15 protein-coding genes are annotated in these 15,673 nt (G+C 68.3%); 3 read left to right on the top strand and 12 right to left on the bottom strand.

The features are described from left to right. Positions 1-45: 45 nt before the first annotated feature. The 3 genes from DC432_RS10650 to DC432_RS10640 form a co-directional block, all read right to left on the bottom strand. Positions 46-939 (bottom strand): sugar ABC transporter permease, encoded by an 894-nt coding sequence (locus tag DC432_RS10650; protein ID WP_116537878.1) that lies wholly within the window; start codon positions 937-939, stop codon positions 46-48. A 1-nt stretch (position 940) separates the two neighbouring features. Further along, positions 941-2,575, bottom strand: coding sequence for an ABC transporter permease subunit (locus tag DC432_RS10645; RefSeq protein WP_116537877.1), 1,635 nt, complete (start codon positions 2,573-2,575; stop codon positions 941-943). A 97-nt stretch (positions 2,576-2,672) separates the two neighbouring features. Then, on the bottom strand, positions 2,673-3,911 hold the full coding sequence (locus DC432_RS10640) for a sugar ABC transporter substrate-binding protein (RefSeq protein WP_116537876.1): 1,239 nt from the start codon (positions 3,909-3,911) through the stop codon (positions 2,673-2,675). 235 nt (positions 3,912-4,146) lie between these two features. Between DC432_RS10640 and DC432_RS10635 the strand changes: the two genes are divergently transcribed. Further along, positions 4,147-4,635, top strand: coding sequence for a YajQ family cyclic di-GMP-binding protein (locus DC432_RS10635; RefSeq protein ID WP_076677322.1), 489 nt, complete (start codon positions 4,147-4,149; stop codon positions 4,633-4,635). A 21-nt stretch (positions 4,636-4,656) separates the two neighbouring features. Further along, on the top strand, positions 4,657-4,794 hold the full coding sequence (locus DC432_RS16430) for a hypothetical protein (protein WP_165801248.1): 138 nt from the start codon (positions 4,657-4,659) through the stop codon (positions 4,792-4,794). 19 nt (positions 4,795-4,813) lie between these two features. On the opposite strand, the gene DC432_RS16425 is transcribed toward DC432_RS16430, so the two are convergent. Beyond that, a complete protein-coding gene (locus tag DC432_RS16425; RefSeq protein WP_165801247.1) occupies positions 4,814-4,954 on the bottom strand; it encodes a hypothetical protein in 141 nt (46 codons plus the stop codon). 53 nt (positions 4,955-5,007) lie between these two features. After that, a complete protein-coding gene (locus tag DC432_RS10630) occupies positions 5,008-6,705 on the bottom strand; it encodes an AMP-binding protein (RefSeq protein ID WP_116537875.1) in 1,698 nt (565 codons plus the stop codon). A 213-nt stretch (positions 6,706-6,918) separates the two neighbouring features. On the opposite strand from DC432_RS10630, the gene DC432_RS10625 reads away from it, so the two are divergent. Further along, positions 6,919-8,259, top strand: coding sequence for a dicarboxylate/amino acid:cation symporter (locus DC432_RS10625; protein ID WP_116537874.1), 1,341 nt, complete (start codon positions 6,919-6,921; stop codon positions 8,257-8,259). Positions 8,260-8,271: 12 nt separating this feature from the next. Here the strand turns inward: DC432_RS10625 and DC432_RS10620 are convergent, their stop codons facing one another. From DC432_RS10620 to DC432_RS10590, 7 genes are all read right to left on the bottom strand, one after another. After that, entirely contained in the window at positions 8,272-9,540 is a 1,269-nt protein-coding gene (locus tag DC432_RS10620; RefSeq protein WP_108318817.1) for an ABC transporter ATP-binding protein, read from the bottom strand. A 14-nt stretch (positions 9,541-9,554) separates the two neighbouring features. After that, entirely contained in the window at positions 9,555-10,403 is an 849-nt protein-coding gene (locus tag DC432_RS10615) for a carbohydrate ABC transporter permease (RefSeq protein ID WP_207770803.1), read from the bottom strand. Next, positions 10,403-11,377 (bottom strand): carbohydrate ABC transporter permease, encoded by a 975-nt coding sequence (locus DC432_RS10610; protein WP_108318815.1) that lies wholly within the window; start codon positions 11,375-11,377, stop codon positions 10,403-10,405. The genes DC432_RS10615 and DC432_RS10610 overlap by 1 nt, the downstream gene beginning before the upstream one ends. Beyond that, entirely contained in the window at positions 11,374-12,639 is a 1,266-nt protein-coding gene (locus DC432_RS10605; protein WP_116537873.1) for an extracellular solute-binding protein, read from the bottom strand. Before DC432_RS10605 ends, DC432_RS10610 begins: the two co-directional genes overlap by 4 nt. Before the next feature lie 182 nt (positions 12,640-12,821). Beyond that, positions 12,822-14,195 (bottom strand): FAD-dependent oxidoreductase, encoded by a 1,374-nt coding sequence (locus DC432_RS10600; RefSeq protein ID WP_116537872.1) that lies wholly within the window; start codon positions 14,193-14,195, stop codon positions 12,822-12,824. A gap of 48 nt (positions 14,196-14,243) precedes the next feature. Beyond that, positions 14,244-15,305, bottom strand: a complete 1,062-nt coding sequence (locus tag DC432_RS10595; RefSeq protein ID WP_108318809.1) for a polyprenyl synthetase family protein — start codon at positions 15,303-15,305, stop codon at positions 14,244-14,246. Positions 15,306-15,368: 63 nt separating this feature from the next. Beyond that, on the bottom strand, positions 15,369-15,673 hold a 305-nt coding region (locus DC432_RS10590), incomplete at its 5' end, for a class I SAM-dependent methyltransferase (protein ID WP_165801246.1).

The raw sequence follows: 15,673 nt of genomic DNA, 5'->3' as shown, positions 1-15,673 counted from the left end.
CGAGTCTACGAGCGCCCGCGGGCGAACGGGCCGGACCTCATCCCCTCACTTGACGCTGCCCGCCGTCAGGCCGCCCACGATGTAGCGCTGGAGCGCGAGGAACAGCGCCATCGGCAGCACCGCGGCCAGGACGGCGCCGGCGGCGAACACCGACCAGTTGGTCGCCGTCTCCTGCGACACGAACTGGTACAGGCCGACGGCGAGCGTCTGCTTGGCCGGGTCGACGAGGATCACGGATGCCAGGACGAAGTCGTTCATGGTCGCGATGAACGACAGCAGTCCGACGACGGCGAGGATCGGCGCGACGAGCCGCAGGATGATCGTGAAGAAGATGCGCGCGTGCCCGGCGCCGTCGATCTTGGCCGCTTCGTCGATCGAGGCGGGGACGGTGTTGAAGAAGCCGTACATCAGATACGTGTTCACCCCCAGCGCCCCGCCCAGGTAGACCATGATGAGGCCGATCTGGGTGTTCAACCCGATCGCGGGGAAGACGTCGGCGATGGTCGTCATGAGCAGGAAGATCGCCACGAACGCCAGCAGCTGCGGGAACATCTGGACCAGCAGCAGACTGAGCAGTCCGAAGCGACGCCCGGTGAACCGCATCCTCGAGAACGAGTACGCGGCGAGCGCCCCGAGGAAGACGGTGCCCACGGCGGTGGCCAGACCGATCACGAGCGAATTGACGAACCACGCGGCGAACGGCTGCTGTGGCAGCGAGAACAGACGCACGAAGCTGTCGATGCTCACCGTCTGGAACAGGCCGTTCGCGGTCAGCAGGGTGCCGCCCGGGTTCAGCGCGGCCGACAGCACGTAGAGCAGCGGGAACGACGAGAAGATCAGCATCGCGATGCCGACCAGGTGGCGCCAGCCGGTCTGGCGGAACCACGTGCCCACAGGGCGGCGCGCGGGGCGGGTCGGGGTCAGGGTGTCGGTCGCCATGTCAGTTCAGCTCCTCGAGGGCCTTGGTCTGTCGGAACCCGATGTACGAGATCACGCCGACGAGCAGGAAGATCACGATCGAGAAGGCGCTGGCGAGACCGAAGTCGCGCAGCTGGCCCACGAACGCGACCTTGTAGACCATCGAGATCAGGATGTCGGTCGCCCCGGCGTTGATGGCGGCGTCGGTGAAGCGCGGGCCACCGCCGGTGAGCATGTAGATGAGGTTGAAGTTGTTGAAGTTGAACGCGAACGACGAGATCAACAGCGGCGCGACCGAGACGAGCAGCAAGGGGAACTTGATGTGGCGGAAGATCTGCCACACGCTCGCGCCGTCGACGCGTCCGGCCTCGGTGATGTCGTCGGGAATCGACTGCAGCGCCCCGGTGCACACGAGGAACATGTAGGGGTACCCCAACCAGAGGTTCACGATGAGGATCGCGATCTTGGCGAGCAGGGGGTCCTGCAGCCACGGGATGCTGGCCCCGCCCAGGATCGTCTGGTTGATGAACCCGAAGTCCTGGTTGAACATGCCCGCCCACACGAGCGCCGAGAGGAACGCCGGAAAGGCGTAGGGCAGGATCATGACGACCCGGTAGTACTTGCGGCTCTTCATGCGCGGATCGTTCAGCACGATCGCGAGGAAGAGCCCCAGCACGAACGTCGTCGCCACCGACAGGAAGGCGAAGACGAAGGTCCAGACGGCGACCGCGATGAAGGGGCCGCGGATGGAGTCCTCGGTGAAGGCGCGCACGAAGTTGTCGGCGCCCACGGTCACGACCCATCCGGGCAGCAGCTCCTGGCCGTCGTCGGCGGTGAACGCCCCCGTGCCGATGTCGCGGTACACCGTGCCGTCGGCCGTGTCCGTCATCGTGTCGGCCGCGGCGTCCCACGTGAGGCTCGAGGTGAAGAGGTAGGCGTTCGAACCGTCGGTCGTGCGCAGGAACCCGTCGTTGGGGTCGTCCGAGATCGGCACGGCGATGGCCCCGATCGCGGTCTGGTTCGCGACGATCCCCGCGAAGTCGAGCGAGGTGTAGCCATCGGCCGATACCGCTCGCCCGCCCGCGAACTCGGCATCCACCGGCTCCAACGCCTGTTCGGTGGTGCCCACGGCCGCGTCACCGGTGTCGGGGTCGGTCACCAGGAGCGAGAACACTCCCCCGCTCTCGACGATCGTGACCGGGTAGGTCGCGCTGTCCTCCACGCGCGTCTGCGACTGCAGCAGGAGCGCGTTGACCGCGTCGTCCTTGGTGGAGTTGTGTCCGGAGCCGTAGTTGGTGAACGCGATGTAGACGGTGTACCCGACCACGAAGATCTGGAAGACCAGCAAGAAGATCAGACCGGGCGTGAGGTACTTGGCCGGCAGCAGGCCGGGGGTGAGGTACACGACGTTCACGCCGACCGCGATGATCGCGACGATCGCGGCCACCGCCCACTGACCGGAGCCGGCGAGCATCATCACGGCGTAGAGCGCGGCGGCATCCAGCAGCGCGAGCGCCACGATCTTGACCAGCCACACCTTCCATCCGGCGGAAGCTGCTTCGGCGTACCGCTCCGCCCGGCGGCGCCGGCGTTCGGCGGCGGGGTCGCGGGGCGGGTTTTCGGGCGCGGTGTCGTGTTCGAGGAGGGGAGCCGTCATCGTCGAGGCCTTCGTGGTCGGGGGGAGGTCCGGGGGGGGGAAAGAAGAGGGATGCCGCGGCGGGCGGCCGGTGGGGCGCGCCCGCCGCGGCGCCGGGTCAACCGGCGATGTTGGCCGCGATGTCGTCGGACATCTTCGTCCAGGTGGCGGTGGGGTCTTCACCCTTGAGCAGCGACACCTCGGCGACGCCCCAGAACTCCCAGACCGAACCCATCTCGGGGATGCTCGGCATGGGGGCGCCCTGCGCGCCGACCTCGCCGAAGCCGGCGATGATCGGGTCGGCCGAGGCCTTCTCGTAGGCGGCCGTGAGTGCCGGCGGGCGGTCGCCCGCCTCGTACAGCGCCGTCTGGACGGGCTCGGTGGCGAGGTAGTTCACCAGGAACTCGTTCGCGGCGAGCGCGTTCTGCGACTTGGCGTTGAGGTAGAAGCCCTGCACGCCGACGAAGGGCTGCGCGGGCTGACCGCCGGCCGACGGGATCGGGTCGATGGCGATGTTGATGCCCTTGGCCTCGGCATCCGCCACGTTCCAGGGCCCGGTCAGGATGAACGGCGTCTGACCCGAGTTGAAGGCCTCTTTCGAGAGGTCCTGAGTGAGGTTCAGGTTGATGGTGCCCGCGGCGCCCTGCGCACCGAGCCACGAGGCGAAGGCCTGGCCGGCCTCGTCGCCGATCGACAGCTGCGAACCGTCGTAGCTGCCGTCGGCGTTGCGTGCGAAGACGGAGTTCCCGAAGGACGTCTCGAACGGGTACAGGTGGTACGGGTCGGCGTTCGCCGGGTCCAGACCGACGACGAACGGGTACTGCACGCCCGTCGCCGCGCCCTTGGCGATCATGTCGTCGAACGAGGTGGGTGCCTCGGGGACGAGGTCGACGTTGCGCATGAGCGCGATGTTCTCGGTCGCGTACGGCAGGCCGTAGACCTTGCCCTCGTCGGTGAACGCCTGGATCGCGACCTCCTGGAACTCGGAGGTCTTGTCGCCGAGCTCGATGGGGGCGACCAGACCGTCCTGCACGAAGCCGCCGAGCCAGTCATGAGCGCCGACGGTGATGTCGGGGCCCTTGCCGGTGGGGACCTGGGCGGCGAAGTCGGCCTGGATCTTCGAGAAGTCCTTCTCGACCAGGTCGACCTTCAGACCCTTCTCTTCCGAGAACGTCGCGGCGACGTCCTTGAGCGCGTCGGCGCGGTTCGCGTCGACCCAGACGGTCAGGGTGCCGGCCGCGGCGGCGTCGCCGCTGGCCTGGGGAGCGCTGCCGGCGCCGGAGCAACCGGCGAGCAGCATCGAGCCCGCGGCGATGAGCGCGCCGAAACCGAGCGCGCGCGTGGATGTCACCTTCATTGGTGTGCCTCTCTGGTGGGGGGAAGGGCACCAGACGTACCGCGTGGTGGACGTCGTCGGCCCCAGCTCGTTATGCAAGCGCTTACATAGTTAGCCGGAGATGGACGCGGATCAAAAACGCCGCGCGTTCCGATACCAACCTGTGACCTGCCGATGCGGCTCCTGTGCGTCATCGACGACACCCGGGCCCGGCGGTCCGCTCCCCTCCGGCCGGGCCGCCCGGTACCCTGGGGGCATGGCTGATTCTTCGTTCGACATCGTTTCCAAGATCGACCGGCAAGAGGCCGACAACGCTTTGAACCAGGCGCACAAAGAGGTCGAGCAGCGCTACGACTTCAAGGGCACCGACGCCTCGATCGCGTGGAGCGGCGAGTCCATCGTCATCAAGGCCAACTCCGAGGAGCGCGCGAACGCGGTGCTCGACGTCTTCCAGACGAAGCTCATCAAGCGCGGCATCTCGCTCAAGAGCCTCGAGAGCGGCGAGCCGGTGCAGAGCGGCAAGGAGTACCGCATCACCTCGACCCTCAAAGAGGGCATCTCGCAAGAGAACGCGAAGAAGATCGGCAAGATCATCCGCGACGAGGGCCCCAAGGGCGTCAAGTCGCAGATCCAGGGCGATGAGCTGCGCGTGCAGTCGAAGTCGCGCGACGACCTGCAAGAGGTGCAGCGCCTGCTCAAGGCCGCCGACCTCGACGTCGACCTGCAGTTCACGAACTACCGCTGAGCCCCGCCCGGAGGCTGCTCGATGAGCACTCCCGACGGGATGCCGCGGTGCCCGACATGCGGCGAACCGCTGCGCTTCGAGGTGCTCGACGACGAGCGGTTCCTCGTGGCGTGGTCGTGCCTGAATTGCGGTCTCGTCCGCACGACCGAGCCCTCGTGACGCAGGAGCAGCTTGGGCGTCAGCCCTCGATGCCGTTGATCATCTGCGTGATCTCGCGCTCGGTCTCGCGCCCCATGGTGCGCTCGTCCATCAGCGAGGGCATGTCGCTGTCGTCGTCGACGGAGGGATTCTCGAACGGCTGCTTCTGATCCTTTTCCATGCGTCGATGCTCACACGCCTCGCGCGTGGATACGAGGGGGTTGCGGGGCCGGCTCAGCCCCTCAGGGCATCGTCGCGCCACTCGACCGCGGTGATCTCGCCGCGGAACACGGCCTCTTCGCGCTGACGCAGCTCGACACGGCGGATCTTGCCCGAGATGGTCTTGGGCAGGTCGAAGAACTCCACGCGGCGCACGCGTTGGAACGGCGCGAGCCGCTCGCGTGCGAAGCGCAGGATGTCGAGGGCCACGTGCTCCCCCGCCTCATGCCCGCCGGCGAGCACGACGTACGCTTTCGGAACAGCGAGCCGCAGGTCGTCCGGCGCGGGCACCACGGCCGCCTCGACCACGGCCGGGTGCTCGATGAGCACGCTCTCGAGCTCGAACGGGCTGATCTTGTAGTCCGACGCCTTGAAGACGTCGTCGGTGCGCCCGATGTAGGTGATGCTGCCGGTCTCGTCGCGGCGCGCGACATCGCCGGTGTGGAAGAGGCCGTCGGCGAACGCCTCGGCGTTGCGGTCGGCATCCCCCACGTATCCGGTCATGAGGTTGATCGGACGCGCCGTCAGGTCGATGCAGATCTCGCCCTCGTCCGCGCGCTCCCCCGTCACGGGGTCGACGAGCACGACGGGGCATCCCGGGAGCGGCCGCCCCATCGACCCGGGCACCAGCTGGGCGCCGGGGGTGTTCGCCACGACCGCGGTCATCTCGGTCTGGCCGTACCCGTCGCGGATGTCGAGACCCCAGGCGCGCTGGACCGACGCGATCACCTCGGGGTTCAGCGGCTCGCCCGCCGAGACGATCTCGCGAAGCGCCCCGCGTCGCCCCGACAGATCGGCCTGGATGAGCATGCGCCACACCGTCGGCGGCGCGCAGAAGGTCGTCACGCGGTCGCGCTCGAGCTCCGACAGCAGTCGTTCCGCCGAGAACCGCGAGTAGTTGAGCGCGAGCACCGTCGCCCCCGCGATCCACGGGGCGAAGAACAGGCTCCACGCGTGCTTCGCCCATCCGGGCGAGCTGATGGCGAGGTGCACGTCACCGGGCTGCAGACCCAGCCAGTACATGGTGCTGAGGTGCCCGACGGGGTATGAGGAGTGCGTGTGCTCGACGAGCTTGGGCTTCGAGGTGGTGCCCGAGGTGAAGTAGAGCAGCAGTCGCTCGTCGGCGGTGGTTCCCGGATGCCGGGCGGGGGCGGCATCCGTCTCGAAAGCGTCGTCGTACGACGACCAGCCGGGGTGGGCTCCGCCCACGACGATGCGACCCAGTCCCTCGGGGAGGTCGTCGAACTTGTCGGCGTCGGCCGCACCCACCACGACGTGGCGGATCTCGGCGCGGTCGATGCGATCGGCGAGGTCGAGGCGCCCGAGCGCGGTGGTGGTCGGTGCGATGACACCGCCGAGCTTCATGATGGCGAGCATCGCCTCCCACAGCTCGACGCGGTTGTCGAGCATGAGCAGCACGGCGTCACCGCGGGCGACACCCTGCGACGACAGCCAGGCGGCGACCTGGTCGGAGCGCCGCGCCAGCTCGTCGAAGGTGCGGGTGTGGTGGGTGTCGTCGTCGTCGACGACGATGAGCGCCGGGGCGTCGTTTCCGCGCGCCATCGGGTCGAACCAGTCGATCGCCCAGTTGAACGCCCCCTCGAAGCGGGGCCAGACGAAGCCCGCCGCACGCCCCGGGTCGGTGCGGGCGGCGAGGAGTTCGTCGCGCGCGGCGCGGTAACGGTCGGTCGCGGACGCGGCGGTGGGGATCATGGTGCTCCTTCGATCGCGTTCTACGCTAGCCCTCCGCCGCCGCGCCAGCCGCGGGCGCGCCTCAAGCCATGTCTTCACGCGCCGCGGTGCGGGAATCACCCCTGGGATGAAACCTGCCGACATTAACGACGCCGAAACAGCCCACGCGGCTCCGCGAAACTGCCCGCTCCCACGATGGGCCCGACCCCCCGAACCAGATCCCGAGGAGCACTCATGAGCAGTACACCCCCGACCGCCACCATCCGACGCTCGCGAACGTGGAGGGTCCTCGCCCACCCCGCGTCCCTCATCGCCATCGCGGCGGTCCTCGGGATCGCCGTCGGGCTGCTCACCGGTGAATGGGCCGCCAACCTCAAGTTCGTCGGCGACCTGTTCATCCGACTGATCCAGATGGCGATCGTCCCGCTGGTCATGGCATCCGTCATCGTCGCCACCGGCTCAATGACCGGTAGCGGCATGGGACGCCTGGCGGGCCGCACATTCGGCTGGATGATCGGCTTCTCGATCGTCGCCGCGCTCGTCGGCTGGGCGCTCGCGACGCTGCTGCAGCCGGGTGTCGGAATCGACTACTCCGGCTCGATCGACCAGAAGATCGTGGACTCGGCGAAGCCGACCGGCTGGCAGGAGACCGTTCTCGGCTTCGTGTCGACCAACATCTTCAATGCGATGTCGACCGCGAGCATGCTGCCGATCATCGTCTTCTCACTGCTGTTCGGTCTCGCTCTCAACGGGTACGTGCGCGCCACCGGCAACCGCCTCATCGTGACCGCGCTCGACCAGCTGCAGCAGGTCGTGCTCGGCATGATCCGACTGGTCATGCGCATCGCTCCCCTGGGCGTCTTCTGCCTGCTCGCCGCCCTCGCGGGCGACGTCGGGTTCGCCGTCGTGACCAGCGCCCTGTCGTACCTGGGGGCCACCCTCATCGGCGTGATCATCGTCTCGGTGCTGTTCGTCGTCGTGGTCGCCGCCCGCACCCGCCTGAACCCGTGGGCGCTGCCCGGCAAGCTCGCCGAGCAGACCGTGATCGCCGTGACGACCACGAGTTCCGCGGTGACCTTCCCGACCGTGCTGAAGAACGCCGTCGAGAAGGTCGGTATCAGCCAGCGGGTGGCGAACTTCACCCTGTCGGTCGGCTTGACGATGGGCTCGTACGGCGCGGTGCTCAACTACACCATCGTCATCCTGTTCCTCGCTCAGGCGGGACGGGTCGAGCTGACCCCCGGTCAGATCGTGCTGGGCATGGCCCTGGCGATCATGCTGAACATGGGCACCATCACCGTCCCCGGCGGTTTCGCGGTCGCGGCCACCTTCCTCGCCACATCACTGGGACTGCCGCTCGAGGCGGTGGGCCTGCTCATCGCCGTCGACTGGTTCACCGGGGTGTTCCGCACCTTCCTCAACGTCAACGGCGACACCATGGTGGCCCTGCTGGTGGCGAACGGGACCGACGAGATCGACCGCGACGTCTACGCGTCGCGCACGAGCGTCACCGCCGAGCAGATCGACGAGCAGGCGATGGCCGACACCTTCGCCGCGGCCGACCGGGCCGACTGACCCGGCTGCGGATCAGCGCCGGGCCGACGCGTCCTCGCGCTCGGCCCGCTGCTTGGCCCGCTCGAGGGCGCGCGTGCGTGCAGCACGCGCGTCCTCCTCGAGCTTCTCGGCCTTCGCCTCGTCGCGGGTCAGGTTGACCCCGGTCTCGGGGTCGAACAGGTGCAGCGCGTCCGGTGAGAACCACAGTCGCGCCGCATCGCCCGGGCGGATCGAACTCATGGCATCCAACGCCACGACCAGTTCGGTCCGCAGGCTCTCGCCGTCGAGATCGCGGTCGAGCTCGGACAGCTTCTCTTTCACGGTCTCGTCCGTCTCGTAGGGCACGTAGGCGTAAAGCACCTCGCCGAGCCACTCGGTCATCTCGATATCGAGCTCGGCGGTGACTCCGCCCTCGAGGTCGCGCTCGGTGGCATCCGCGTCCTCGAAGGCGTCGGGGCGCACGCCCACGATCACCAGGTCGCGGCCCTCGACGGCTCGGCGCAGCCGGTCGTCCAGCGGAACGTCGGCGATCGGCAGACGCAGGACGTCGCCGTCGACGGTGCCGCTGAGGAAGTTCATCGGCGGCGAGCCGATGAAGCCGGCGACGAACAGGTTGACCGGCTGGTCGTACAGGCCGCGCGGGCTCGCGACCTGCTGCAGCTCACCGCGACGCAGCACCGCGACCCGGTCGCCGAGGGTCATGGCCTCGGTCTGATCGTGCGTGACGTAGACCGTGGTGATCCCCAGCGAGCGCTGCAGCCGCGCGATCTCGGTGCGCATCTGACCGCGCAGCTTCGCGTCGAGGTTCGACAGGGGCTCGTCGAACAGGAAGGCGCTGGCGTTGCGGACGATCGCGCGCCCCATCGCGACCCGCTGACGCTGACCACCCGACAGGTTGGCGGGCTTGCGTTCGAGGTGCTCGTCGAGTTCGAGCAGCTTCGAGGCCCGACGCACGCGCGTGTCGATCTCGTCGTCGCTCAGATCGCTCGACTTCAGCCGCATCGGAAAAGCGATGTTCTCGTACACGGTCAGGTGCGGGTACAGCGCGTAGTTCTGGAACACCATCGCCAGATTGCGATCCTTCGGGGCCTTGTCGTTGACGACCTCGTCGGCGATCCGCAGCTCCCCGTCCGAGATGTCCTCGAGGCCGACGATCATGCGCAGCAACGTGGACTTGCCGCAGCCCGAGGGGCCCACGAGGATCACGAACTCGCCGTCGGCGATGTCGAGATCGACGCCCTTGACCGCCGTGAAGCCGTCGTCGTAGGTCTTGACGATTCTGTTCAGAGTGATGGATGCCATGACGTGCTGCTCCTTTAACCCTTGACCGCGCCCTGGGTGAGGCCCGACACGATCCGACGCTGGAAGATGACGACGACGATCACGATGGGGATCGTCACCACGATGGCGGCGGCCGAGATGGCGCCGGTGGGCTCTTCGAACTGCGATGCCCCGGTGAAGAACGACAGGGCCGCGGGCACCGGGCGGGCGGCATCCGTCGAGGTCAGCGAGATGCCGTAGACGAAGTCGTTCCACGCGATGAAGAACGCGATGATCGCGGTGGTGAAAACCCCCGGTGCGGCCAGTGGGACGACGGTCTTCCGAAACGCCTCGAAGGGCGTCGCTCCGTCGACCTGCGCCGCCTGCTCGAGCTCCCACGGGATCTGGCGGAAGAACGCCGCGAGCGTCCAGATCGAGATCGGCAACGTGAGCGAGAGGTAGGGGATGATCAGCCCCAGCCAGGTGTCGTACAGGCCCACCACCCGCCACAGGTTGAACAGCGGCGTGACGATCGACACGATCGGGAAGACCGAGACGGCGAGCGCCGTCGTGAGGATGATGCGCTTACCGGGGAAGTCCAGGCGGGCGATCGCGTACGCGCACAGCGTGGCGAGCACCACGGCGATAAAGGTCGCGATCAACGAGATGCCGATCGAATTGCGCAGGGCCGGCAGGAAGAGGTCCTGCGCGCTGCCACCCGGGGCCAGGATCGTCGCGTAGTTGTCGAGCGTCCATTCCGTCGGCAGGAGGGTTCCCGAGAACAATCCAGACGGCGTCTTGAACGAGGTCATGAGGATCGAGAACACCGGGAACAGCGACCACACCAACACGGCCGCGATGATCGCGAGCCATATGATCCGTTGGGGCCAGGTCATCGCGCGCATCAGGAGTTCCTCCCCGCCGACAGGTCCACTTTGAACCCCTTGATGAAGATGGCCGCGATGATCAGCACGCTCAGGAACAGCAGCACCGAGATGGCCGATCCCAGCCCGATCTCGAGGCGGCCGATCGAGGTGTTGTACGCCAGGAGCGACAGCGCCTCGGTGTTGTTGGCACCGGCGGTCATGATGAAGATGTTGTCGAAGATGCGGAATGCCTCGAGCGTGCGGAACAGCACTGCGACCATGATCGCGGCCTTCATGTTCGGGAGGATGACGCGGCGCAGCACCTCCCACGACGTCGCCCCGTCGACCTTGGCCGCCTCCTCGAGGTCGCCAGGCACCTGGGCGAGTCCGGACAGCAGCAGGAGCGAGATGAACGGCGTGGTCTTCCAGACCTCGCTGAGGATGATGACGGTCAGTGAGGTGCCCTGGTAGGCGAACCAGTTCAGGCTCTCATCGAAGCCCGGGATCCACGACAACCAGTTGTTGACGTATCCGCCGGAGTTGATGTCGAAGGCGTAGAACCAGGCGAACGCCGACACGACGGTGATGATGCCGTAGGGAACGAGGATCGCCGTGCGGGCGAATCCGCGCAGCTTCTTGATCGCCCGGTGCATCACGAGCGCGAAGGCGAAACCGATGATGAGCTCGAGCAGCACCGTGACGACGGTGATGAACAGCGTCACCCCCATCGACTGCCAGAACGCCGGGTCGCCCAGGATGACGGCGTAATTGCGGAACCAGATGAACTCGCGGTCGTCGGGGGCGGTCAGACGCAGGCTGAACAGGGAATCCCAGATCGCCTGCACGATCGGGTACAGGGTGACCAGCAGCATGATCCCGAACGCGGGACCCGCCAGCATCCACCCGAGCCGCGCCTCGGCGCGGGCACGATCGGACCGGCGCTTCTTGGTCGGTTTCCGCGGCTCGGACGTCGGCGTCCTCCGCGCGGCACGGGTGAGTGTCGTCTCGCTCACAGCAGTCGCTCCCCTCTGAGCACCGCGAGGATGAAATCGGTCGAGGACTCCGGGGTCGCGTCGGGGTTCACCGCGTTCGGCGGGTGCCAGGTGCGCTGCAGTCCGATGGAGATCTCGTTGTAGTACGGCGTCTGCGGCCGGGGAGCGCCCAGCTGCAGCGACTCGGCGATCGTGGACGCCATCGGGAATTTCTCGTTCACCTCGGCGTCGTCGTAGGCGGCGAGGTTGGAGGGCGGATTGCCGTTGGTGACGAAGTACTGCGCCTGGTTCTCAGGGCTGACGATGCACGAGACCGCCTGCCAGGCCAGGTCGACGTTCTCGCTGTACGCGCCGACGCCGAGGTTGATGCCTCCCACGGGTGGCGCGGCGGGGGTCTCGGCATCCACTCGCGGGTACACCGCCCAGCCCAGGTCGTCGACGACGTCGGGGGCCGCCGCCTGCATGGCCGGGTAGACGAACGGCCAGTTGACCATGAACGACCCGTTGTCGCCCTGGAAGAGGTTCATGCTCGCGTTCTCGTCGGCGGTCGGCAGCCCCGACCCTCCGAGCCCAGACGAGCCGATGCGACCGATGATGTCAGCGGCCTTCTTGCCGGCGTCGGTCTCGAGGCCGAGCTGCATCTCGTCGGGCTTGGCGTCGGGGTTGTCGAGGATCTGCCCGCCCGCCGACGCGACGAGCGCGTTGATCCACACCGTCAGCGACTCGGCGAGGGCCCCCTGCACGCCGATCTGCTTACTCTGCCCCTCGGCGGCCTGGATGATCTGGTCCCACGTGACCGGCTGACTCATGTCGAGGCCCGCGGCCTCGGCGACCGACTTGCGGTACCAGAGCAGCTGCGTGTTGGCCCAGAAGGGGACGGTGACGAGCTCTCCGTTCCAGCTCGCCGACTGCACCGCGCCCTGCACCACACCGTCGGTGTTCTGCAGGTCGGCGGGGACGGGGGCGAGGAACCCCGGCTCGGCGAGTTCGGGGATGAAGGGCGGGTCGAGGCTCATGATGTCGAGCGAGCGGTCGCTCGCCGCAAGGCGGCGGGCCAACTGCTCGCGCTGCGACGCGGCGTCGCGAGGCAGCAGCGAGGTCTCGATCCGGTACGCCCCGTTCGCAGCCTCGGTGCAGGATGCCGCGATCTCGGCCTGCCCGCCGTCGTCGGGGTTGATGTACCAGGTGAGGGTCGGTACCCCGTCACCCGCCGCGCACGCGCCGAGCGTGCCCGCGAGGGCGAGCACCGATACCCCGGCCACGATCCGTCTCACCGCTCGCATCCGGCCCCCTCGCCTCGGTGCGGGAACCGACACGGCCCCCTCGTCGTGGGTCCATCCTGCCGACGGCGCGCGAATCCGGCCGCGAGGCTTGCCCCCGCCGGGAGTGCCTGATAATCGCGCGCGGGAGGGGCGAAGACGTCGAACCGCCCCTCCGAGGACGGGGCGGTTCGACGACGCTGCGGTTACTCGCCGCGCGAGATCGCGATCATCTCGTCGCGGGGCACGACCTTGATGCGGGCCCGCTCGTGCGGGGCGCCGAGGGCGATCTCGTGCTCGTCGAGGCGGTGCCAGCCGTCGAGGTCGGTCCAGCGCACGCCGCGCTCGGCGAGGAGCGCCGGGATGGCTTCTTCTTCGGGGTGCGCGGGCTGCCACCATTCGCCCTGGTCGTTGATGACGTGGCGGACGGTCTCCATGGCATCCGACTTGGTGTGACCGATCAGGCCGACGGGGCCGCGCTTGATCCAGCCGGTCGCGTACAGGCCGGGCAGCTGCGCGTTCGACTCGGCCGACAGCACCTGGCCCTCGTGGTTGGGGATGACGCCGCGCAGCTCGTCGAACGGGACGTCCTTGAGGGGCGAGCCGAAGTAGCCGACCGCGCGGTAGATCGCCTGGATGGCGACCTCGCGGATCTCGCCGGTGCCCACGACACCGCCCTCGGCGTCGGGCACGGTGCGCTCGTACCGCAGGGCGGCGACGCGACCGTCGGCATCCTTGACGACCTCGAGGGGCTTGGCCCAGAAGTGCAGGTGCAGGCGGCGCGAGGCCTCTCCGCCGGCGTTGTTGACGCCGGGGCGCGTGCGCCACTGCTGCAGCACCCGGTCGATGACCTTGACCTGCTTATTGGTCTCGATCGCCGTCTTCGACGCCTCGTCGTAATCGAAGTCCTCGTCGTACACGACCATGTCGACATCGCGCAGCTCGCCGAGCTCGCGCAGCTCGAGGGGCGTGAACTTCACCTGAGCGGGACCGCGGCGCCCGAAGACGTGCACGTCGGTGACCGGCGAGGCCTTGAGCCCCTGGTACACGTTGTCGGGTACCTCGGTGGGCAGCAGGTCGTCGGCGTGCTTGGCGAGCATGCGGGTGATGTCGAGCGCGACGTTGCCGTTGCCGATGACGGCGACCGACTCGGCCTCGAGCGGCCACTCGCGCGGCACATCGGGGTGCCCGTCGAACCAGCTCACGAAGTCGGCGGCACCGTACGATCCCTCGGCGTCGATGCCGGGGATGTCGAGGTCGGCGTCGCGGATGGCGCCCGTCGAGAAGATCACGGCGTTGTAGTGCTGCTTGAGGTCGTCGAGGGTGATGTCCTCGCCGAAGCGCACGTTGCCGAAGATGCGGATGTCACCGCGGTCCAGCACCTCGCGCAGCGCCGTGATGACGCCCTTGATGCGCGGGTGGTCGGGGGCGACGCCGTAACGGACCAGGCCGTAGGGGGCGGGCAACTGCTCGAACAGGTCGATCGAGACGTCGAACTGACGCTCGGCTTTCAGCAGGATGTCTGCGGCGTAGATGCCGGCAGGGCCGGCTCCGACGATGGCGAGGCGCAGCTTCGTCATGGGTTCCTCTCGATCGCGATCGGGGGGGGGGGGGGGGGAGAAAAGGGATCAGGCCGAGCGGTCGGCCACGGCGCGCGCGAAACGCGTCAGCGCCTCGCGGACGGCACCGTCGGGCAGCGGCGCGAGGGCGTCGATCGCCTCTTGCGACCACTGGTGCGCCAGGCGCAGGGTCTCGTGCGTGGTCTCGTGGTCGCGCAGCTCGGCCAGCGCCGTGTCGAGGATCGACGCGTCGGCGCCGGCGGCGATGCGCTCCTGGCCCTCGTCGATGCGTGCGCGCAGGTCGGCCGAGGCCGCGTCGGAGCGGTGACCCAGCAGCAGATAGGGCATGGTGGGCACGCCCGCGCGCAGGTCGGTGCCGGGCACCTTGCCGGTCTCGGACGGGTCGGGCGAGAGGTCGATCACGTCGTCGAGCAGCTGGAAGGCGACGCCCGCCTTCTCGCCGAAGACGACCATGGGCTCCTCGAACTCCTCGGGGGCGCCCGAGTAGATCACTCCGGACTGGGCCGCGGCGGCGATCAGCGAGCCGGTCTTGTCGGCGAGCACCCGCAGGTAGAAGTCGACCGGCTCGTCGCCCTCTTGCGGTCCGACCGTCTCGTGCATCTGCCCGAGGACCAACCGCTCGAAGGTGTCGGCCTGCAGTTGGATCGCGCGCTCTCCGCGACGGGCCATCAGCTGGCTGGCGCGGGCGAACAGCAGGTCGCCGGTGAGGATCGCGATGTTGTTGCCCCACACCGTCTGCGCGCTGGGGACGCCGCGCCGCTTGTCGGCGCCGTCCATGACGTCGTCGTGGTACAGCGAACCGAGGTGGGTCAGCTCGAGCGCCGTGGCGACCTCGACGACCTCTTTCGTCGTGCCCTGTCCGAGCTGGGCGGTGAGAATCGCGAGCATGGGGCGCACGCGCTTGCCGCCGGCCTCGTAGAGGTACCGCGCGGTGACGTCGGCGAGCTTGTCGGCGCTGCGCACCTCGCCCTCGAGCTCGGTCTCGACGCGCGCCAGACCCGCCTCCACCGTGGAGAGGAGGGTGCGCGAACGCAATCCTGCGAAGATGCGGTCGCTCAGGCCCAGCTTGCCCGACAGGCGGGTGCCGGCCGCGGACGGTCTCGGGGTCACGGTTTCAGCCTATCCTGGCGCGCTCGGGCGCGACCGCGGGTATCTCGACGGTTGACAGGGCAGCTACGAGGCGGGGCGGATGCCGCGGTGCAGAGCGACTATGCCGAGCGAGAGGTTGCGGTAGGCCACGTCCTCCCAGCCGGCATCCCGCATCCATCCCGCGAGCGTCGGCTGGTCGGGCCAGTCGCGGATGGACTCGTTGAGGTAGTCGTAGGCCTCGGCGTTGGAGCTCACGGCCTTCGCCACGATCGGCAGCACCCGATCGTTGTAGAAGCGGTAGAGGCCGTTGAACACGCGGGACGGCGGGTGCGAGAACTCGCAGACCACGATGCGTCCGCCGGGGCGGGTGACCCGGCGGAGCATCGYGS

This window comes from Microbacterium testaceum, from assembly GCF_003075375.1.
GTDB classification, from domain to species: domain Bacteria; phylum Actinomycetota; class Actinomycetes; order Actinomycetales; family Microbacteriaceae; genus Microbacterium; species Microbacterium testaceum_E.
This window is presented reverse-complemented; position numbering and strand designations above follow the sequence as displayed.